The sequence below is a fragment of the Paenibacillus sp. FSL R5-0623 genome (genome assembly GCF_037974265.1).
Lineage (GTDB): Bacteria > Bacillota > Bacilli > Paenibacillales > Paenibacillaceae > Paenibacillus.
On sequence record NZ_CP150233.1, the window covers coordinates 6,204,317 to 6,223,963 of the forward strand.

At 48.0% G+C, this 19,647-nt stretch carries 15 protein-coding genes; 5 read left to right on the forward strand and 10 right to left on the reverse strand.

Annotation, left to right across the window (positions count from 1 at the left end):
* Window positions 1-644 precede the first annotated feature (644 nt).
* Window positions 645-2,636: an excinuclease ABC subunit UvrB gene (uvrB, locus tag MKY92_RS27240; RefSeq protein WP_339298264.1), complete on the reverse strand. Its 1,992-nt coding sequence runs from the start codon at window positions 2,634-2,636 to the stop codon at window positions 645-647.
* A 169-nt stretch (window positions 2,637-2,805) separates the two neighbouring features.
* Between uvrB and MKY92_RS27245 the strand changes: the two genes are divergently transcribed.
* Entirely contained in the window at window positions 2,806-3,603 is a 798-nt protein-coding gene (locus MKY92_RS27245) for a flagellar motor protein (RefSeq protein WP_339298265.1), read from the forward strand.
* The gene (locus tag MKY92_RS27250) at window positions 3,587-4,429 is read left to right on the forward strand and encodes a flagellar motor protein MotB (RefSeq protein WP_339298266.1); all 843 of its coding nucleotides are present in this window, start codon (window positions 3,587-3,589) and stop codon (window positions 4,427-4,429) included. Before MKY92_RS27245 ends, MKY92_RS27250 begins: the two co-directional genes overlap by 17 nt.
* A gap of 104 nt (window positions 4,430-4,533) precedes the next feature.
* Here the strand turns inward: MKY92_RS27250 and MKY92_RS27255 are convergent, their stop codons facing one another.
* From MKY92_RS27255 to MKY92_RS27265, 3 genes are read right to left on the reverse strand one after another with little or no spacing between them, the layout of a single operon-like run.
* Window positions 4,534-5,712, reverse strand: a complete 1,179-nt coding sequence (locus MKY92_RS27255; RefSeq protein ID WP_339298267.1) for an ABC transporter permease — start codon at window positions 5,710-5,712, stop codon at window positions 4,534-4,536.
* The gene (locus MKY92_RS27260) at window positions 5,705-6,901 is read right to left on the reverse strand and encodes an ABC transporter permease (RefSeq protein WP_339298268.1); all 1,197 of its coding nucleotides are present in this window, start codon (window positions 6,899-6,901) and stop codon (window positions 5,705-5,707) included. Before MKY92_RS27260 ends, MKY92_RS27255 begins: the two co-directional genes overlap by 8 nt.
* A 12-nt stretch (window positions 6,902-6,913) precedes the next feature.
* Window positions 6,914-7,849 carry an ABC transporter ATP-binding protein gene (locus MKY92_RS27265; protein ID WP_339298269.1) on the reverse strand — a complete coding sequence of 312 codons (936 nt, stop codon included), beginning with the start codon at window positions 7,847-7,849 and terminating at the stop codon, window positions 6,914-6,916.
* Between the two features lie 210 nt (window positions 7,850-8,059).
* Between MKY92_RS27265 and MKY92_RS27270 the strand changes: the two genes are divergently transcribed.
* Window positions 8,060-9,271, forward strand: coding sequence for a sensor histidine kinase (locus MKY92_RS27270; RefSeq protein WP_339298270.1), 1,212 nt, complete (start codon window positions 8,060-8,062; stop codon window positions 9,269-9,271).
* Window positions 9,272-9,291: 20 nt separating this feature from the next.
* Window positions 9,292-9,981 (forward strand): response regulator transcription factor, encoded by a 690-nt coding sequence (locus MKY92_RS27275; protein ID WP_339298271.1) that lies wholly within the window; start codon window positions 9,292-9,294, stop codon window positions 9,979-9,981.
* Between the two features lie 94 nt (window positions 9,982-10,075).
* Here MKY92_RS27275 and MKY92_RS27280 read toward each other — a convergent pair whose 3' ends face one another.
* The 5 genes from MKY92_RS27280 to ftsE all read right to left on the reverse strand — a co-directional run bounded on the left by MKY92_RS27280 (window position 10,076) and on the right by ftsE (window position 16,138).
* Window positions 10,076-11,404, reverse strand: a complete 1,329-nt coding sequence (locus tag MKY92_RS27280; RefSeq protein ID WP_339298272.1) for a PDZ domain-containing protein — start codon at window positions 11,402-11,404, stop codon at window positions 10,076-10,078.
* A 64-nt stretch (window positions 11,405-11,468) separates the two neighbouring features.
* Window positions 11,469-12,941: a S41 family peptidase gene (locus MKY92_RS27285; protein ID WP_339298273.1), complete on the reverse strand. Its 1,473-nt coding sequence runs from the start codon at window positions 12,939-12,941 to the stop codon at window positions 11,469-11,471.
* Window positions 12,942-13,076: 135 nt separating this feature from the next.
* The gene (locus tag MKY92_RS27290) at window positions 13,077-14,357 is read right to left on the reverse strand and encodes a peptidoglycan DD-metalloendopeptidase family protein (protein WP_339298274.1); all 1,281 of its coding nucleotides are present in this window, start codon (window positions 14,355-14,357) and stop codon (window positions 13,077-13,079) included.
* Between the two features lie 187 nt (window positions 14,358-14,544).
* Window positions 14,545-15,462: a permease-like cell division protein FtsX gene (ftsX, locus tag MKY92_RS27295; RefSeq protein WP_221824017.1), complete on the reverse strand. Its 918-nt coding sequence runs from the start codon at window positions 15,460-15,462 to the stop codon at window positions 14,545-14,547.
* Complete coding sequence (ftsE, locus tag MKY92_RS27300; RefSeq protein ID WP_076209894.1) at window positions 15,452-16,138, reverse strand: cell division ATP-binding protein FtsE; 687 nt, start codon at window positions 16,136-16,138, stop codon at window positions 15,452-15,454. Before ftsE ends, ftsX begins: the two co-directional genes overlap by 11 nt.
* A gap of 254 nt (window positions 16,139-16,392) precedes the next feature.
* Between ftsE and MKY92_RS27305 the strand changes: the two genes are divergently transcribed.
* Window positions 16,393-17,826: a VanW family protein gene (locus MKY92_RS27305; protein ID WP_339298275.1), complete on the forward strand. Its 1,434-nt coding sequence runs from the start codon at window positions 16,393-16,395 to the stop codon at window positions 17,824-17,826.
* 235 nt (window positions 17,827-18,061) lie between these two features.
* Here the strand turns inward: MKY92_RS27305 and MKY92_RS27310 are convergent, their stop codons facing one another.
* Window positions 18,062-19,615 (reverse strand): MDR family MFS transporter, encoded by a 1,554-nt coding sequence (locus MKY92_RS27310; protein ID WP_100528448.1) that lies wholly within the window; start codon window positions 19,613-19,615, stop codon window positions 18,062-18,064.
* Between the last annotated feature and the right edge of the window lie 32 nt (window positions 19,616-19,647).

Consider the following 19,647-nt stretch of genomic DNA (forward strand, 5'->3'; position numbering starts at 1 on the left):
GTGCCCGCGGCTCCACATAAGGTTCCGGCTCATTGCCGGGACCTTATGTGGCCGCTCTACTGCGAGGTGACGCTCTCGGCTTCGCCACGTTCGTGACAAGTCGCCATTGCCTTCGGCTCGGCTCCAAGGTCAACACCGGGACGCTCTCGGCTTCGCCACGTTCGCGACAAGTCGCCATTGCCTTCGGCTCGGCTCCAAGGTCAACACCGGGACGCTCTCGGCTTCGCCACGTTCGTGACAGGTCGCCATTGCCTTCGGCTCGGCTCCAAGGTCAACACCGGGACGCTCTCGGCTTCGCCACGTTCGCGACAAGGTCGCCATTGCCTTTGGCTCGGCTCCAAGGTCAACACCGGGGCGCTCTCGGCTTCGCCTTGGTCGCGATAGGTCGCCATTGCCTTCGGCTCGGCTCCAAGGTCAATACCGTGACGCTCTCGGCTCTCAGGGGGGACACGACTCCCAATTGCTTTCCTATAAACCTTTTAACCAATTTCAACATTTCTATCAGTATAGACCCGAATTCAAGATTTCAACATCTCTTATTATCGGTAGATATCAATGATTTCCTTACTCAACAAGAGAACGGCCAATTGGCCGTTCTCTTGTTACAGATCCATCTTTACGGGAGCATATGAATGAGCTGTATCTTATTCAGCGCGAAGTTCCAGCAACGCATCGCGAAGCTCGGCAGCACGCTCAAACTGCAGGTTTTTGGCTGCATCTTTCATCTCTACCTCTAAGCGCTGAATAAGCGCCTGGCGATCTTTCTTCGACATCTTCTCGGCTGCGCCTGTGAGATAGTCTTTCTTGGATTCGGCAACTTTGGTTGCCTCAATCACGTCACGCACTTTTTTGCGAATCGTCTGTGGTGTAATGCCATGTTTCTCGTTGTACGCCATCTGAATTTCACGACGGCGTTCGGTTTCCTTTATCGCTTTATCCATCGAATCCGTCACTTTGTCACCGTATAGAATAACCCGACCCTCGCTGTTCCGTGCGGCACGACCAATCGTTTGGATCAGTGAGCGTTCGGAACGTAGGAATCCTTCCTTATCGGCATCCAAAATAGCGACGAGGGAAACTTCGGGCAGATCGAGACCTTCCCGGAGCAAGTTGATTCCGATTAGCACATGGAAAACGCCCAACCTTAAATCACGTAAAATCGCCATCCGTTCCAACGTTTTGATCTCGGAGTGCAGATAACGAACCTTGATTCCAACTTCCTTCAGATAATCTGTCAGGTCCTCGGACATCTTCTTCGTTAATGTTGTAATCAACACACGCTCGTCTTTGGCAATCCGGTCATTAATCTCACCAATCAAGTCATCAATCTGTCCCTTCGTTGGACGCAGTTCAATGATTGGATCGAGCAGTCCGGTTGGACGAATAATCTGTTGCACCATCGTATCGGTGTGCTCGATCTCATACGGACCCGGTGTGGCCGATACATAGATAATCTGATCCATCTTGCCCTCGAACTCATCGAATTTGAGTGGACGATTATCCAATGCTGACGGCAGTCGGAAACCATGTTCAACCAATACCGTCTTCCGCGCCTGGTCACCATTGTACATCGCACGGATCTGTGGCAGAGTCACGTGAGACTCATCGACCACAATCAACATGTCATCCGGGAAGTAATCCATCAATGTGTATGGGGTATCGCCGCGTTCTCGGAAAGTCAGTGGACCGGAATAGTTCTCAATCCCCGAACAGAATCCAACTTCCTTCATCATCTCGATATCATACCGTGTGCGCTGCTCCAGTCGCTGAGCCTCCAGCAGTTTCCCCTGTTCACGCAACACTTCAAGACGCTCCTCCAGTTCACGCTCAATGTTCACCAGCGCAACCTTCATCGTCTCTTCTTGCGTTACGAAGTGAGACGCCGGGAAGATGGCAATATGTTCACGTTCACCAATCAGTTCTCCGGTTAACACATCAATCTCCGTAATTTTCTCGATCTCATCACCAAACAATTCAACCCGAATTGCATGTTCGCCCTTGGAGGCAGGGAAAATCTCAACAACATCCCCACGAACACGGAACGTACCCCGTACAAAGTTAATATCGTTCCGCTGATACTGGATCTCTACCAGACGAGACAAAATCTGATTGCGTGGTTTCTCCATGCCTACCCGAAGTGACAGCAACATGCTTGAATACGAGTGCGGTGAACCCAAACCATAAATGCAGGAAACACTCGCTACAATGATGACGTCCCTGCGCTCAAACAACGAACTTGTCGCTGCGTGCCGCAGTTTGTCGATCTCTTCATTAATACTTGAATCCTTCTCGATATACGTATCGGAGGACGGGATATATGCTTCTGGCTGAAAATAATCGTAATAACTAACGAAATACTCAACCATGTTATTAGGAAAAAAATCTTTAAACTCACTTGCAAGCTGCGCTGCCAACGTTTTGTTGTGTGCAATAATCAGCGTCGGACGTTGCAGTTGGGCTATCGTCTGGGCTATCGTAAACGTCTTACCCGTACCCGTTGCACCCAGCAGTGTCTGGTACCTCTTCCCCTCCTGAACACCCTTCACCAATTCTTTAATGGCTGCCGGCTGATCACCTTGGGGAGAAAACTCTGACTCGATTTCGAACGTTTTGTCGCTCATTATAATATCGCTCATTGCCGTATCTCACCCTATCGTCTAAAATAATAGTCACTATATATTGTCGAAGTTCCCCGAATTTTCATATGGGAAAACTTATAGTAATAGGAATATTTGTTCCCGTTTAATTATACCTCGTTCGTTTTAGTGATGCAAACGTGAAATGAAGATAGGAGTGGGTTAATTTATGGATATTGCGACACTTATCGGTATTATTGCCGGAATTGCCGCAGTCATTAGCGGTTTTTTGTGGGAAGGCGGCCAATTGTCTGGTCTCTTGCAAAAAACGGCTGCTTTAATTGTATTCGGTGGAACGATTGCTGCTGTGGTTGCCAGTTTCCCGGCGCATCGCCTGCGTACGATTCCAGCTGCCCTGCGTATGGCTTTTGGACGTAACAATAATGATTCAGGTTTGTGGGTTGAAGAACTGGTAGAGATGTCTTCAATCGCACGCCGCTCAGGTGTACTTGCATTGGAACGCAAGGTTATGAATCATCCGCATCCATTTTTGCAAGACGGTATTCAGATGGTTGTTGATGGTACCGATCAGGATGTGGTTCGCCAGATCCTGGAGATGGAGATTGACTCGATTGAACAAAAACATGAGGGTTATGCCAAAATATTTGAATCCGCTGGTGGGTACGCTCCAACCATGGGGATCATCGGAACCGTGATGGGACTTATTCAGGTACTTGGCAGTTTGACCGATCCCACAGGACTCGGACCTGCCATTGCTGTTGCCTTTACCGCAACCCTGTATGGGGTCGCCAGTGCCAATCTTATCTTTTTGCCCATTGCCTCCAAGATCAAATCAAGAGGTGCCGATGAAGTGCAGACCATGGAAATGCTTCTCGAAGGTGTACTTGCCATTCAGAACGGTGAGAATCCCCAGCTTGTTCGCAAAAGACTGGAGTCCTTCACCCTCACGCATCGTCAGCATATACGCCCCCTAGCAAAGGAGGGATTGGATGAGTCGGCGCAGTAAACGGCGCGGAAAACGAGAAACTATCGATCATCGGGATCGCTGGATGATTACTTATGCCGATCTCATAACTCTGCTTTTAATCTTTTTTGTCATCATGTATGCCATGAGCAATCTGGATTCCGGTAAATATGACGTCGTTACTCAATCGTTACAAAATACATTTAATGCGTCCGACTCTATCCTTGAGCTTGGTGAGGGAATCGGTGAGAAACCCGGTCAAACGATTACAGAGACTCCACCCTCCGAGGTGCAGGGTGAAGATCCTTCAAAAGGTGAAGGAACCCCTTCCGATTCCGGGACAGCAACACCAGAAGATGAAAACAAGCCGCTCACAGAACGGGAAGAACAGTTCAGATCACAAGAGCAGGAATTGCAAAATCTATTCAATGTGATTACCCAATATATCGAGGATAATAAACTGGAAAACCAGATTTTTGTTGCTGACAAGCCACAGGGCCTATCCATTACACTTAGTGACCGCTTCCTGTTTGACCAGGGACAGGCCGCTCTAAAGGACGGTGCAGCACCAACGCTCAGTAAACTTGCCAGCCTGTTCCGCGATCTGAATACCATTGTCAGCATTGAGGGTCACACCGATAATGTTCCTGTGGGAGCAAACTCCGCCTATACCGATAACTGGCAGCTTTCAGGAGAACGTGCACTGTCTGTATTGCGATTCTTTCTGGATACAGAGAAACTTAACCCGGACAGCTTCCAGTATGCCGGATATGCGGATACTCGCCCAACGGGTGACAACACCACAGCCGCCGGAAGACAAAAGAACCGTCGGGTTGAAATAACGGTCCTGCGTCAGCTCCAGCCTTAATCATCCATATCTCACATAATGCAACATACTCATGCAAAGAAAGCACGCTCTAACTGAATTCAATTCAGCAGAGCGTGCTTTCTTTTATGTCGTATAAACCTTATTTATGCCTCTACTCCTGGCTGGCTAGGGCGTAGAATCGCAGAGCCTACAGTCAGCAAGATGGCAGCCATGCCAAACAAAATCAATAACGGCAATGTGATATCCGATAATGTACCGCCAGCAGAGATCGTCTCCACTGCCTGAATCGCCCACTTCTGTGGAACAAAGTTAGCGAGCTTCTGCATATAGTCCGGCATCAACGAGATTGGCCAGAAACAACCACCTATCATGCAGGTTGGCATAATGACAAGCGAATTCAGCATGTTCGCATTTTTGGGATTACGAATTAATCCTGCCACGGTACTTGCGATCCCCATGGAGACCAGCATGAATGCGGCCAAGATGACGAAATGAATGCCAAAAGGAATACCGGCATCATAATGCAGCAGCCACCTACTGACTCCCAAAACCATAACAATCTGAATCATACCAATGACAAAGCTGCCGAGGAAATTACCAAGCGCAATCTCATACGCACGGACGGGTGCCGTGTATACTCTGGCCATCGTACGTTTCCTGCGATCTTCCATTATCACAGCCACTGCACTGGTCAACAGCCCCATCATAAACATGATTGTAAATCCAGTCACATTGTTCAGGCCTGGCTTGGGATAGATCTGCAGAGCGGTGACTTCACCAGCGACTTGATGTTTTCCTATCTCCTGTAAAAGCTGTTCAAATGGCTTCTGTATACTCGATAGTATATCTGTCTCACTTGAGACAGGACCTGCTGCCACCTTAACAGCTGAAGCAGATTGTAACAATCCGTTCGTCAAACCTTCAACTGCTGCTCGTAGGGTATAGGAACTTTCACTTATACGCAGTTCCACCAATTGAATTTCGGTTGGCTTTCCTTGTAACAGATCCTCCGTATAATGTGCCGGAATGATGATGCCAGAACTTCCTTTTTGCTGAGCGATGGCTTCCTTCACTTCTGCTTCGTTTGTCATCGGTTTGAGCAGATACTCCTCTTTGCCGGCAAGTTCATGAATCATCCATGTCCCTGCCACCCCTCCATCCTCATTCACATAGGGAATAACAGTACGTGTAATCTGCTCGCTTCCAAAAAGAGCAACCGCTCCTGTAACCACCAGGCAAGGCAGAAGCAGAAACGTAATGAAGCCCATTTTACGGCCAAGGGTACGTCTAATCATCAACCAGGCGATGTGTAGACTATTCATATCGGTATCCTGCCTTTCTATAGATCATTCCTGAGATGAACAGTAATACAGCGCATACCACGCCTAACATTAGAATGTTATACACAATCTCTGCTACAGGTGCATCCAACATCATTCTCAGAAAACTCTGGAGCGCCCAGTGGTTAACCGTAAATAGGCTAAGCCGTTGTACAAAATCAATCGGAATGGGCATGAACCCACCGCTGATGAATGTCATGGCAACGATGATACCTTGTAGCGTTGCACTGGCCGATGCCGTGCTTTTGCATACCAATGCCACGATCACGCCAAGAGTCATAGATGCCAATGTGATACATACACAAGTCAGCACAATATACCAAGGATGGGTTCCCCAATCCACACCGTAGAACCAATACGTCATAAGTATGATCGTTGTTGCTTGTAAGAAAGCGAGCAGACTATTGCCTGCAATTTTGCCAGCGAAAATAACTCCGTTACCTATCGGCGCAGCCTGAAGGCGAATTAACGTTTTGTTATCCCGTTCCCCAAAAAGGCTGGTACTGGTTGTCATGCCCGAGTACAACATGAACATTGCCAGCATGGAAGCTGCATAGTATTGGGAGGCACTATACGCCGTACCTGTCTTACCGGGATTAGTGACAGCAATGGAGGTGGAATTCGCCGTACCAGACTCCGAAGCAGAGGCCATGGCAGCAATTACTTCCGGACCGAGCACTTTGGTAATCGCCATCTGTCGGTTCCATTCATCCGTAAAACGCGTGAACAAAGTTTCACCCAAGGTATTAAGTGTGTTGTCCTTTCCTCGTATCCACTGTAACCTGGCCTCTTTCCCCATCATCACGTTTTGCTCAAAATCCAAAGGAATCATTACAGCAAAGTCCAGCTTGCCGGTACGCAGTGAATGAACGGCCTCTTCTTCTGTCGTAAAGTTCTGCACCTTGACCATCTCAGCCACTTCCGAGGATTTAACGAATGTATCCATCGCTTGATTAACCGTACTTGATCCTCCGCCAGATTCAGTGCTCAAATGGATGATTCCCACACGTACAGTATCCGGAATAACATCCTTCGCCGTACCCATCGTACTGGAAAGTGCCGTACCCAATATAAAAATCAGTAACAACGGCAGAATGAACAGGTTCAACACTACAGACCGAATCTTAAGAATACGCCTCAATTCAAAGATGCAAATATGCCATATATTCATCTCTTGTTCCCCCTAGTCCCGAAGCGTACGCCCGGTCAGATTGAGGAACAACGTTTCCAGATCCGGCTCTTCGACCTTGAGCGACTGAATGGCTACTTCATGTTTGCTGCAAATGAAGAGCAGATCCTGCAGATCCTGCTGTGCCGAAGGCAGCGTAATGGTCAGTGTATTCTCTGAAACGTCTACCATCCGTACGCGGGGGTGAAGTTTCAGTTCTTCCACGACGTCGGCACCGATACCGGAAGTGGAGAGCACTACTTTTTCCTCCGATGCTACCCGTTCTCTCAACTCTGCTTCAGTCCCACAGGCAATAATTCGCCCCTGATCCATAATCGCGACCCGGTGACTAATCGCCGCCACTTCCTCCATGTAATGGCTTGTATATATGATCGTTGAACCCATCTTGTTGAGTGTGCGTACCGATTCAAGGATATGATTCCGAGATTGCGGATCAATGCCCACTGTAGGTTCATCCATAATTATTAGATCCGGGCGATGTGTAATCGCACATGCGATGTTTAATCTGCGTTTCATACCACCAGAGAAGGTCGAGGGGGCATCCTTTGCTTTATCCTGTAACCCTACAAATTCAAGGGACTCCTGCACTCTTTCCTTAAGCAATTTTCCACGCAGTCCATACAGTCTGGCAAAAAAGGTCACATTCTCCGCAGCAGACATGGTTTCGTATAAAGCCAGATCCTGCGGAACGAGTCCGATCTTGCGCTTTACTTCTAGCGGTCGCTCCTTGACCGATATCCCATCTAATCTGATTTCACCCTGATCCATATTCAGGAGCCCTGCAATCATGCTGATGGTGGTACTTTTTCCTGCTCCATTGGGACCAAGCAATCCAAAAATCTCGCCTTTGCCAACACTAAGGTTCAAATGATCCACGGACAGCTTGCTGCCGTATCGTTTTACTACATGATCTACTTCAAGTATGCCCATCCCTTTTACGCCCCTTTTCCGTTTCGGCCTTCGCCGCTGGATTTCATAATTTTAGTGTAACGGATCGTAATCTGTAGCGAAGGTACAAAAGGTCATGAATCGAAGGTGACTTAAGTCATCTCCTGATTCGAATGCTGCTTATGGTATAATCAAGGGCGCATTACCAAGAGATTTTCTACTCCACTTTTATATAAAGGATGTCATTTACATATGCCGATGCGGCTTCTGCAATATGGATTAATTATCGTTCCAGCAGTACTGTACATGTTGATGCTGCCCTTGGAAAATGAAGCCGTCTACACCCTGTATATCATCATCGCGCTTGGACTCTCCGTGTGGAAAGATTTCAACCGTTCAAGTACACAGCAGTGGCTGTTGCTTCTGACCGAAATACTCTGGAGCTGCTGGCTGATTGCTTCGTATGGACCATTCCTGCTATTCCTCTCTCTATCCGTGCTCTACGTGTATATATACAGACTGGAGGGAAGTCGGAGATGGTTGATGTTTGCAATTCAGCTTATCGCTAACAATGTCGCTTTGCATTGGCATTATTCTGTCCCACAGGCACAGCAGCCAGGGTTAACCACACTAAATACAACCGCCACTACATTACTCTCCGCAGAGACAACTGCGATGGTTCTTGGCAACCTGCTTCTGCTCATCACAGCGGCTCTGTCCTGGCAGGGATCAAGAACGGCGAGCAGCCGCGGACAACTGGAACAAGTCTATGACGAACTTCGCAGCAAACATTACGAGCTACAGGAAGCGCGTGCGCAATTACTACTATTCGCAAAGCAACTTGAAGGAGCGGCTCAGGCAGAGGAACGCACCCGGATCTCAAGACAGCTTCATGACGATATCGGGCATCGACTGATTCGCACCAAAATGATGTCTGAAGCCGCCCTGCTGACCCTCCCCCGAGATAGGGAACAAGGAACGGAAATGGTGCGACAGATTCGCGATCAATTGGCCAATAGTATGGATGATATGCGCAGCACACTGCACAAACTGCAACCTAATTCCTATGCATCCAAAGCCTACGACCTGGATCGTCTCCTAGAGGAAGTCGGTAGAGATACCGGCGTGAAGATAAATTATGAAGTTCAAGGCCCATCTCATGTGCTGTATCCCAGCATACAGATTGTTTTATACAAAAATGCCAAAGAAGCCCTGACCAATGCACTGCGACACGGTAATGCTTCTTCGATCACAGTGGAGTTGGTATTCGGGGATCAGGAAGTCTGTATGAGCGTAAGTAATGATGGCAAAATCAATCCTCATTCTTCCAAGCGAAACGGCATAGGACAGGAAGGCATGCTTCTGCGCACACAAATGGTGGGAGGAGCCCTGGAGATCCAATCGGCTTATCCGTATACAGTGATTACACGCATTCCAATAACGAACAAAGTTGATATACTCTGAAAAAGGAAGTGAATGTTCTCATGTCCGAACGGAATGATGTAAACCAAGACAATGATTCAGCCCAACTCCCACTTATTCGGCTGATTCTCGCCGATGATGACTATTTCATTCGCGAGAGCCTTAAAGTGCTGCTCGGACTCGAGTCTGGCATTAGTGTTACAGGCACAGTCTCAAATGGACAGGAAGCGTTGGAATTGCTAGAAGCAGGAACGCCTGCGGACGTGGTGTTAATGGATATTCGGATGCCGGAATGTGACGGAGTTGAAGGTACCAAACGCATCAAGGCACGTTTTCCTGAAATCCAGGTGCTCATGCTGACTACGTTTGACGACGATGAGTATATTATTCAGGCATTACAGAATGGAGCTAGCGGTTATTTGCTCAAAAATGTCCCCCCCGAGCGGATCATCCAAGGCATCAAGACCGTACATAACGGCGATATGTTAATTCATCCGGATATTGCCCGCAAATTGGCAGGCCTTCTTCGTCCCGCTGCGATTCCCCTGACACAGAACCCAATCGAAGCCTATGGACTGACACGTATGGAGCTGGCGGTTGCCGAGGCCATTTCGGAGGGGTTGTCCAATAAGGAAATTGCCGCCAAATTGTTCCTCAGTGAAGGCACGGTCAAAAACTATGTCACGGATATTCTGGGTAAGTTGAGCTTGCGTGATCGGACCCAAATCGCCATCTTTATATTAAAACAATAACAAAAAAGGTATTTCCCTTGCCCGTGACGGCGTTCGGAAATACCTTTTTCATGGCTTGATTTATACAACATACTTCATCAAGTATGCTTAGTTGTTACATCTCCACGGACCCTTTATCACTAGCCACCGGGGCTGGCGGTAACGCCAAGGGAGCTTCGTCCCTGTGTGGTTTTTTCAGACGGGCAAACAATTTGAGGTTGATAACATGGAACAACGTCAGTGGACGTAACCGAATCGCCCAGACCTCGTGATTGTCCGGTGCCATAATGACCCCAAGTTGATGATGCTCCCCTTCATAGATCGCTCGTTGCATGAACTTACTTTCTCCTTGGTGATTTCGCACCTCAAGTTTGCAAAAAGCGGGGTTCATCCGCAGAGCACGATGCAACTCTTCCGGCGAATGAACCAACTTGCCATTCACCTTGTACAACGTCTCTCCGGCTTCAATCCCCAAATCTGCAGCAGGACTCTCCGGAATAACAGCCAATACTTTCAACCCATGCTGCGGATGGACAAATACCGGACTTCGGTTTTGCTCTTCAAACGCGCTGTACCATACCAGAAATTCATGTCCAATAAATGCAATCAGCGCAGCAACCACCATGAGTGGAGACCACCATGCCGCAAGCAAACTGAACACGAGCAAAGTTGCCCCATATATCATCAACCGTTTTGATGAGATCTGCACCTTTTGTGACGGAAGCATACTCTGCGTTATCTCACCGAATCCGAGCATAATCGGCAATGCAACCAGCATGTAACTATGTCCCGCATTCATCAGTGGATTCCAAGCCAGCTCCGCGCCACTACCTGTTACCGGGACAAGAATCAGTAGAGGAATGGCCCAGAACTGTTGCAGTTGATATCCACCAACCAGTTTCCCGCGTTTTCCCTCGAAGAGAAGTGGTGATGCCATCGATACCCCCTGCATGCGTACCAACAGGGCTTCACCCATATGTAGAAGCGCCGCCAGGACAAGCAGTGCTGGCATATCCAGGGCACGTAGCGTTTCCGTGATAGTGCCCATCCAACCCGATGGTTGCCAGCCTGAAGCCAGATTCAAACCAAATTGCAGCACACCCAGTAACCCGGCCGCATAAGCAAAGCACAGATACCGGATACGGAACAAGGATAGAATTAATGTTGCAGCCCATATGCATATCAGACTTCCCAGTGTAAGATGTGCACCGAGGAATAGGGACACAATTGAGACGATGGTACCAATGAGTATGCCTCCGAGCACGGCACGAATCGTCTGTGTTATTGAGCTTTGCAACCGAACATGGAACAATTTACGCTCCTGCAGTAACTGACGATGATAGATCAGCGCAATCAGGATCACCGCAATATAATAAAACGGCTGAATAAACAACTGCAACATAGCTTCCCCTAATGTAGTTAACCACGGCCATACCCATTCCATTGTGGTCAGTCACCCCTCTCTTTCAGCCGGTTCAGAAAAAAAGAAGGCTGAAAATCAGCCTTCTTTATGGCTTCGACACAGCGGACGAAATATCCTTCGAGACATTTTCGATCGCGCGTTTCAGCTGTGCATCATATTGAGGATTGGCAATACGTTCAATCAGAGCCGCTTCCAGTGATTCAGCGGTTTTCTCGTCAATCTGGCCTGTAGCCTGAATGCCCTTTTGCTTCTGGAATGCCTTGACCGCTTCTTCCGTCTTCTGGTCGTAGTATCCATCCACACGATCCGGTTTGAAATCGAGTCCTCTCAGCATCGTCTGCGCACTTTTCACATCCGTGCTATTGCTGTCATATTTCAGTGGTAACTTCTCTTTGTTAATCGGTGCCACCGAGAAATAATCCGGCTGGTCTACCGCAATATCCGGTTTGATACCTTTTTCATGAATCCAGTCTCCGTTCGGAGTGAGCCACTTGGCAATGGTTATCTTCAGCAAGCTGCCGTCACCCATCTGCTTGTCATAACTCGTCTGTACGGTTCCTTTACCAAAGGAGTTTTCACCAATCAACTTAGCACCTGCTGACTGTTGTAATGCACCGGCCAAAATCTCCGAAGCACTCGCACTACCTTTGTTCATCAAAACTGTGACTGGATAAGTTTTGGCTGATCCATTGGACTTACTTTGTTCCTTTTTGCCGTTCTTGTCTTCAACTTGCACAATAACCTTGCCTTTAGGAACAAACTGCTCAGCGATATCAATAACAACTTGCAACACACCGCCTGGGTCATTCCGTACGTCGATGACCAGACCTTTCATGTTCTGCTTCTCAAGCTTCGCCAATTCTTCCTTGAAGCGATCGCCTGTATTCAAAGAGAATTGAGTAATGGCAATAACGCCAATTCCGCCATCCTCCATGTGAGCATATACCGTCTCCAGATCAATGTCATCCCGTACAATCACAAATTCAATCAGCTCGGAAGATCCGGCACGTTTGACCTGTACCTTCGCTTCACTGCCCTTGGGACCTCTGATTTTGTTGACCGCCTTGTTCAGTTCCAAACCCTGCAGGGATTCGCCGTTGACCGACATAATCATGTCTTTTGCACGAATACCCGCTTTCTCGGCAGGGGATCCTTTGATCGGGGAAACAACAACAACGTTTCCATCCTGTGAGGATACCTCTGCGCCAATACCGGTAAATGAACCTTCGATCGACTCTTCAAACTGAGCAGCCGTTTCCTGCCCCATATAGTTGGAGTACGGATCACCAAGCGAGTCCATCATGCCGTTGATCGCACCGTCAATCAATTTGGTCTGATCCACGTCTTTATAATAGTTGCTTGAGATCAAATCCATCGCGGTTTCAATCTTCTTCAAATCGTTCTTCTGCTGTGTATTACCGGTTACACTGGCCAGCAAACCTTCGCCCGGTGTGGCCTGGCTCGCTATTCCTGGATACGTCATTAATACCAGGGTTAGTAAACTACCGCCAAGGAGACCCACAATGACAAGCAGTAGCGCCGATCTTTTCTTCATCATCCGTTTGTCACCGCCTTTAGTTTTGAAGCGTGTCAGATTCCATTGTTGCCAGAATCCATTCCCTGAACATGCCAGCTTAGTATATGTCTAGCTTGTACGGAATATGTTTTTTCCATTCGAACGATGGAGCAATAATTACAAATAGTTCATCGGATTTACAGCAGTACCGTTGTCTCTCACTTCAAAATGCAAGTGAGGTCCAGTAGAGTTCCCTGTATTTCCTGACTCCGCAATGGTATCCCCTTTGCTTACTGTGTCTCCCTTGCTGACTTTGAATCCACCTTCGCGCAAGTGACCATATAACGTCCAAAGTCCACCGCCGTGGTCCACAATAACCGTATAACCATAACCGCTATACCATTCAGCCATGATCACGATTCCGCCAGAAGCAGCGTGAACCGAAGTTCCCACAGGAACAGCAAAATCGACACCGGCATGCATCTTACCCACTACGCCCGTAATTGGATGGGTACGGGGACCGAATCCAGAAGAAATACGTCCTCCAGATACCGGTCTTGAGAAGATACCATTACCGGATGAATACGTGACCTCACTGCTGCTATCCGAACTCACTCTGGTTGGTGTCTTGGCTGCAGCTTTCGCCCGAGCGGCTGCTGCGGCTTTTGCTTTGGCTGCAGCTGCAGCCTGCTGTTCACGCAATTTATTTTTCTCTTGAAGAAGTGCCGAACGTTTGCTGGCAATCTGCATTAATACATCTTCCTGCTCTTGTGTCAGCTCTTCTGACTCTTCAATTTTAGCATCATATGAAGCGAGAAGCACTTGCTTTTCCGCTTCTTTTTCATTCAATTGGGACTTGCGCTGTTTCTTCTGTGCATACAGGCTCTTGGCTTCCGCATATTGCACATCCAATTCTGCCTTTTTGTCCACGACAAGTTGCTTGTCCGCCTTGTGCTCATCCAGCAGATGCTGATCCTGATCCACAATCGTTTTTAGTGAATCCGCACGGGTCAGGAAGTCAGTGAAGCTAGTGGAGGACAACAATACATCCAGATACGATACAGCACCGTCCGTGTACATCAGACGCACACGTGACTCCAAAAGTTTTTCCCTTGCAACGATGCGTTCTTCTGCCGCTTGCAGATCTTTTTTCGTTGTACGGAGATCTTCCTCCGTGTTCTCGATTTGCAAGGATACACTGGCCAGTTCATCACTAACGACATTGATCTGTTCCATGACAACCTTCAGATAAGCGTTGGTTTTGTTCTTGTAATGCTGTGCTTCCTTTTTGTTGGAAGCCGCTTTTTTTTGCTCCTGCTTGGCAGAAGCCGCCTTGCTCTCCAGTTGCTGAATCTGTTGGTCAATATCGCTGATGCTACTCTTGGCATATCCGTCAGAAGGTTGAAGCGTCAAACTGGCCAATAACGTAAAGGCCAGCAGCGAAGCGGTTTTTTTCAAAATGATGATCCCCCATCCTATGATTTCACAAGAAAGCAACCTGCACAGGTGGTGAACAGCATGTTCTTTGCTTTCTTCAATCTTAAAAGACTCCGTCTTTCCTACATATCGTCAAACAGCGTCCATTAATGAACCTGCTTTACCATTCTTTTCGACATATTCTGCAATTCGATCGTTGAAAACAAAATTAAACGTTGAGTGATTTCCGAATGGACAGTGTACTTCCCAAAATACCTACCAGCACGCCGAGTCCGATCAACAGGGTTCCAAACAGCAACCAGATTTCGCCGAGCGGAATCAAGTTAAGCATCTGCATGAAGACATCCTGACCAATCGTGTTCATCAACTGGCTGTATCCAACGAAGAGCACACCAACCGTAATCACCGAGCCAATAAATCCAATGAGTGCACCTTCAATAAAGAAAGGCCAGCGAATAAAGGTATTGGTTGCGCCAACCAGCTTCATAATGCCGATCTCCCGGCGACGAGCCAGAATCGTTACGCGAATCGTATTCGAGATCAGGAACATGGACATCAGACCCAGTCCCCCGACAAAAATAAATCCGATGTTACGAACAAGTTTCGTAAATTTGAACAACACTTCCACCGTTTCCTTGCCGTAGTTCACTTTCATGATCGGCTTCTCCGGGTGTTTTTCGTTCAAAGCTTCGATTTTTTGCGCCACAAAAGCGACGGTTTCCGGCTCAATGACCTCAACTTCAATGGTCTCCGGCAGTGGGTTGTTATCCACATCGAAACCGCTAAGCACGTTATCTGCACTCTCTCCAAGACGTTCACGGAACTCCTTGAGTCCTTCTTCCTTGGACACAAAACGAATCTCACTTACTTCAGGCATCGCGCTGATTTCTTGCTCCAGTGTGTTACGCAGGTTCTCGTCCACATTCAGTTCGAGGAATGTGCTGATCTCCACCTGGCTATCAACCTGATTCGCCATGGAGTTCACATTGAGCACCAGCAACATGAACACGCCAAGAATCAATAATGACACAATGATGGACATGATGGAGGCCACAGACATCCAGCCGTTGCGGAATACGTTTTTGAATCCCTCCCGCAGATGGCGCAAGAGAGTACTAAAATTCATAACCGTATTCCCCTCTCATCTGATCCCGTACAATCTGTCCACGTTCAATCGCGATTACCCGTTTACGCATCGTATTCACGATATCTTTGTTGTGGGTCGCCATAACAATGGTTGTCCCCCGGAAATTAATCTCATCCAGCAGTTGCATAATGCCCCACGACGTCTCCGGATCGAGGTTACCTGTAGGCTCATCCGCGATAATAACCGACGGGTTATTGACGATAGCCCGTGCAATGGCAATACGTTGCTGTTCTCCACCAGAGAGCTGTGAAGGTTCACGACCCGCCTTGCTGCGCAGTCCCACCAGATCAAGCACTTCCATCACTCGTTTCTTGATATGACGCTTCGGTGCTTCAATAACTTCCATCGCAAATGCCACATTCTCAAATGCTGTCATCCGTGGCAGCAGACGAAAATCCTGGAACACAACGCCGATGTTACGACGCACATAAGGAATCTTTCTTGGCTTCAACTTACCAATATTAAATCCGTTAATGGATATTTGTCCTTTGGTCGGAACTTCTTCTCTGTACATCAATTTCATAAATGTTGATTTACCTGCGCCGGACGGACCGACGATATAGACAAATTCATTGCGGTCGATCTTCACCGACACCCCTTGTAATGCGTGGGTCCCATTGGCGTAGGTCTTCCACACGTCCTGCATTTCTATCACATCATCACTTCCTGCTCGCATAGTTAGCCATTATCATTTCGACACAATCCCGGCATTTCCTTTAAAAAGACCTGAATTTCATCAGGAAAAAATCCACTTCGTTCCTGTTTCAATGGTGAAGCATGGATTCATATGAAGTTTATTGTAACAAATTTGTTACCTATTGAGTACCCGAAAGTTTTCCTGCATTGGATCATATATATAGAAAGTGTTACAAAGTCGGGAACAACCGAAGTATAAAGGAGCGTACGGTTATGAAAAAAATACATTTGACGGTCATTGTTCTATTCTCTATCCTCTTGATCGGCTCCGCGTCTTATGGATTGCTGTACATGTACGTGAATCAACCTGCCCTGCCCAAAGATGTTCATGTTGGCGGCATGCTGGTAGAAGGGAAGAATCGCAAGAACGTGTTGCATCAATTGGATGAAAAGATCCAAAAGCTGGAGGACTGGCCTGTCACCTTTGAAGTGACTGAACCCAACCCCCAGACGATGTCGTATACCGCAGCTCAGGTGGGGGTGAGTTACAACGTTAACAGCTTGGAATCCGCAATACAGCAGCTGGAGGAAGGTAACCTGTGGGAACGCGCTTATGCACGTTATCATTTTCCAAAAGAGTTCTCTCTCGATATGAGCTACGATTTACGGCCACTTCAAGAACATCTCAGCCCTGCCTGGGAAAAAGAAACCTTCGGTACACCTGCGGACGCTGTTCGCCGCATTACCACAAGTGACAAAGTCCAGTATATCCCGGAAAAGGGAGTCCGCCGGATTGATTGGGATACACTCACAAATCTCATACAGACGAAGCTGCACAGGGATTTCAGTGTACTGAACCCGGATGAGAAATCCGCCCCATTGCTGATTCAGGTACCACTGTATACGCTGAAGCCTGAAGTAACCCTTGATTCGCTGCGCCAGGAAGGCATTGACCGAAAGATCATCCAGTTCTCCACGGGTCTGGGCAATAGTAGTGAAGGCCGGATACATAATGTCAGCGCAGCGGCGGAAGCGATTAATGGCATGATTTTGCCACCAGATGCCACATTCGATTATGAGAAGGTCGTCCGTCAAGCTGAAAAGGAGTATGGGTTTCGTGAGGCACCGGTCATTGTTAATGGAAGACTCACCCCCGGAATTGGCGGGGGAATCTGCCAGGTATCCAGTACCGTGTATAATGCAGCGCTGTTGACGGGTCTTGATATTATTGAGCGTCGCAACCATTCCCTGCCGGTCAAATATTTGCCCAAAGGACTGGATGCCACCTTTGCCTCGGGAGCCATCAATTTTCGCTTCAAGAATAATACTGGAAAATCCTTACTCATTCATGCAGAGGTGAAGAATCACCAATTGATGGTGAAATTTTTCGGCACCTTCCCGGAGAATGTTAGCTATGCCCTTGAATCTCGTACCATTGAAACATTAAGTGTTCCGGTAAAGTATGTGTCCAGTACGGTACTGCCTGATGGTGCACAGCAGGTGCTGCAAGACGGACAGCCTGGATATATCGTGGAGACGGTAAGAACCAAGAGGCTGGACGGCAAAGTGGTCGAATCCAAAACGATTACACGGGACACGTACAAAGCTCAGAATCGCCTGATTGCCCGCTCCGGTCATAGCAGCCTGCCTGACCCGCAAGGGCCTTCTGTGGTCGAGGACGGGATTAGCGATACAAAACAGCCTTAATTTTTTTCAAAGCAACCGACAACTTACAGATCACGGAATGGTACAAACAAGGTCCTGCCGTAATTCATGGATAAACATAAGCTGATCCTACGAAAACAAAAAGACACACTTCCCGTCCCTTTTAAGGATACGCGAGAAGTGTGTCTATTTATGGTTTAAGATATGTTATTCGGGTTTTACCAAGCTACGATCAGCTGTACTACCTTAACTTATAGTTAGTTTACTGTATTACGGTTTAGTGACCGCCGGTGTATTCGCCTTGCTCTTCGCCTACAACCATCTTCTCTCTTCCCATGAAAAAGGAAGCGACCAACGCGAGTGCAGCCGGAATCACAGCCCAGGCAAATAACTGCACGATGGAAGAAGACAAGGCATGTGTGATGGTATCCAGCACCTGAGGCGGAATCGCCTGTCTGAGTTCTGGTGAGAGTAACGCATGTGGATCGGTCAGGTCCACTCCCTGCGGCACGCCACCCGCTGAAGCACCGCCTGCTTCCGCAGCTGAACCAGCGAGAGCATCATTCATTTTACGCGTAAATACCTGGCTCTGTACGATACCAAAGATCGTAATGCCCATCGTCATACCGAGGGACCGCAAAAAGTTAAGTGTGGAGCTTGCTGCTCCGCGTCTTTGCGGTTCAAACGCATTCATGGCTGCGTTGCTGAGTACCGAGAACGAAGCACCGACACCCAGACCAACCATCACCATGTAGATACGTATCGTCCAAAGGGATGAATTCTCATCCAGTGTAGTCAACAATCCAAGTCCAATGACAAGTAGGGCTAACGTAGGAATCATGATATTACGATACTTGATTTTGGTCATCAACACACCGCCCAAGGACGCCGTCACAACGGACCCAAGCATCATGGGTAGCAGCACAAGACCAGAGTTGGTCGCTTTACCACCGAGTACCCCCTGTATGAAGATCGGAATGTACACGGATGCTGTAATGAACGCCGCACCACTGAACATACCAATAACGTTACTGGACCAGTAGACCCGGTTGCGGAACATGCTGAAGGAGATGATTGGTTCTTTGGCTTTGGTTTCTGCAAAAAGGAAGAGCAGCGCTAATGCTACAAATCCGGCAAACAAGCCAAGAATCTGCCACGAACCCCAGGCAAATGTTTTGCCGCCCAGTTCCAGACCAAAGATCAGGCACACAACAGCACCGATCAGCGTTACAGCACCCAGCCAGTCGATCTGTTGAGATTGATGCTGATGAGACTCTTTGTAGAAGAACGCAATAAACACAAATGCAATCAAGCCTAGCGGCAGGTTGATATAAAATACCCATTCCCATGTCGCATACTGGGTAATGTAAGCACCGAGCAGAGGTCCGAATACACTGGAGAGGCCAAAGACGGCTCCAAACAATCCACCCAATTTACCACGAGATTCTGGTGCAACGACATCAAACATGATCGTAAAGGCAATCGGCACCAGGGCCCCCGCACCAATACCTTGAATCGCTCTGTACATCGTCAATTCCACAATAGACGTTGCCGTTCCGCACAGCGCTGAGCCAAGCATAAACACAATAATACCAAATACAAAAAACTTCTTCCGTCCATACATATCGGATAGCTTACCGAAGATCGGCATCCCTGCCATCTCAGCCACCATGTACGCGGAGGTAACCCAGACGAACTTGTCGAGCCCACCCAGCTTCCCGACAATATCCCCCATAGCTGTTGCCACGATGGTATTATCCATCGAAGCCATTAGTATGCTGAGCAGTAACCCTGCCAGCACCAATCCAATACTGTTTTTACGTGCAACCATTGTACTCAATCTCTCCATTCACGCTCTATTCA

Coding starts and splice junctions, on each gene's coding strand:
- uvrB (WP_339298264.1), bottom strand. CDS start 2,636: ATGAGCGATATTATAATGAGCGACAAAACGTTCGAAATCGAGTCAGAG.
- MKY92_RS27245 (WP_339298265.1), top strand. CDS start 2,806: ATGGATATTGCGACACTTATCGGTATTATTGCCGGAATTGCCGCAGTC.
- MKY92_RS27250 (WP_339298266.1), top strand. CDS start 3,587: ATGAGTCGGCGCAGTAAACGGCGCGGAAAACGAGAAACTATCGATCAT.
- MKY92_RS27255 (WP_339298267.1), bottom strand. CDS start 5,712: ATGAATAGTCTACACATCGCCTGGTTGATGATTAGACGTACCCTTGGC.
- MKY92_RS27260 (WP_339298268.1), bottom strand. CDS start 6,901: ATGAATATATGGCATATTTGCATCTTTGAATTGAGGCGTATTCTTAAG.
- MKY92_RS27265 (WP_339298269.1), bottom strand. CDS start 7,849: ATGGGCATACTTGAAGTAGATCATGTAGTAAAACGATACGGCAGCAAG.
- MKY92_RS27270 (WP_339298270.1), top strand. CDS start 8,060: ATGCCGATGCGGCTTCTGCAATATGGATTAATTATCGTTCCAGCAGTA.
- MKY92_RS27275 (WP_339298271.1), top strand. CDS start 9,292: ATGTCCGAACGGAATGATGTAAACCAAGACAATGATTCAGCCCAACTC.
- MKY92_RS27280 (WP_339298272.1), bottom strand. CDS start 11,404: ATGGAATGGGTATGGCCGTGGTTAACTACATTAGGGGAAGCTATGTTG.
- MKY92_RS27285 (WP_339298273.1), bottom strand. CDS start 12,941: ATGATGAAGAAAAGATCGGCGCTACTGCTTGTCATTGTGGGTCTCCTT.
- ftsX (WP_221824017.1), bottom strand. CDS start 15,462: ATGAATTTTAGTACTCTCTTGCGCCATCTGCGGGAGGGATTCAAAAAC.
- MKY92_RS27305 (WP_339298275.1), top strand. CDS start 16,393: ATGAAAAAAATACATTTGACGGTCATTGTTCTATTCTCTATCCTCTTG.
- MKY92_RS27310 (WP_100528448.1), bottom strand. CDS start 19,615: ATGGTTGCACGTAAAAACAGTATTGGATTGGTGCTGGCAGGGTTACTG.